This is a genomic window from Ideonella sp. P3_A4 (assembly GCF_056403075.1).
In genome coordinates this window covers 1-1,435 of sequence record NZ_JBFUGE010001032.1, presented here as the reverse complement: position 1 = coordinate 1,435, position 1,435 = coordinate 1, and the positions used below count along the sequence as shown (strand labels likewise).

Genomic DNA, 1,435 nt, shown 5'->3' with positions numbered 1-1,435 from the left:
GATCTGAACAGGCGCGGCGACTGACACTTCAGTCACCGCGCCGCTCAACGCTGTTTCACTGATGGCCGTCCGCTCGCTCTACCAAGCCACGCTCGCTGAGCGCGGCTACCAAGCCGACCCGGCGCAGCTGCGCGCGATCGACGCGCTGGAACGCTGCGAGAACGAGTGGGCCGACTACAAGGCCCGCCGCTCGAACGCGGTGACCCAGTTGCTGCGGCCGACGCCTTCGTCGCCCAACGACATCCCCGCAGGAGAAAGCGAACCGGTCTTGCGGCGCCTGGGCGACTGGATCGTGCGCCCACCGATCCCGCGCGGCGTCTACATGTACGGCGGGGTGGGGCGCGGCAAGAGCTTCCTGATGGACTGCTTCTTCCAGTCGGTGCCATTGACCCGCAAGACGCGGCTGCACTTTCACGAGTTCATGCGCGAGGTGCACCGCGAGCTGCAGGATCTGAAGGGCATCCAGAACCCGTTGAGCGTGCTGGGTGAGCGCATCGCGCGCCGGCACCGCCTGATCTGCTTCGACGAGTTCCACGTTGCCGACGTGACCGACGCGATGATCCTGCACCGCCTGCTCGATTCGATGTTCGAGCACCGCGTCAGCATCGTCACGACCTCGAACTTTCACCCGGACGCGCTGTACCCGAACGGCCTGCACCGCGACCGCATTCTGCCGGCCATCGCGCTGCTGAAGGACAAGCTCCAGGTCATCAATGTTGACGCCGGCACCGACTACCGACGCCGCACGCTGGAGCATGTGAAGCTGTACCACACCCCGCTCGGCGCCGAGGCCGACGCGGCGATGGAGCAGGCGTTCACCGAGTTGGCCGAAGTGCGTGATGAATCGCCGCTGCTGCACATCGAACAGCGCGAGATCCGCGCACGGCGCCGCGCCGGTGGCGTGGTGTGGTTCGATTTCGCCACACTGTGTGGCGGCCCGCGTTCACAGAACGACTACCTGGAGCTGGCGACGCAGTTCCACACCGTGCTGCTGTCGGACGTGCCGCAAATGCCACCGCGGCTGGCCTCGGAAGCGCGCCGCTTCACCTGGCTCGTCGACGTGCTCTACGACCGCCGCGTGAAGCTGATCATGTCGTCTGAAGTGTCCGCAGAGCAGCTTTACAACGAAGGCCCCCTGGCCCACGAATTCCCGCGCACAGTCTCGCGACTGAACGAGATGCAGTCTGCCGAGTTCCTCGCGCTGGAGCGACGCGAGGTTGACACCTCGCTGACCTAATCGGGGCGCGCGTAGCGCCGCCCCCTTCAAGTGGCGTGCGCGGATCCGGCTTGTATGGTTGCGGAGTTGGGGTGGAGGGCCTGAAATCCGGTGATCGGCCTGGGACCGACTGGCGAAGACTGCCCCCACCCCGCCTGCCAGCGTCGATAGAGAACTGCGCGGCCGCCGACAAGGCTGACCGCCGATCTGAGTGCAAGC

The 1,435-nt window shown here is 66.1% G+C and carries 1 protein-coding gene; it reads left to right on the top strand.

What is annotated here, in order from left to right; translation table 11 throughout:
• Positions 1-61: 61 nt before the first annotated feature.
• Positions 62-1,237 (top strand): cell division protein ZapE, encoded by a 1,176-nt coding sequence (gene zapE / locus AC1DYI_RS35540; protein ID WP_477208799.1) that lies wholly within the window; start codon positions 62-64, stop codon positions 1,235-1,237.
• The last annotated feature ends 198 nt before the right edge of the window (positions 1,238-1,435 follow it).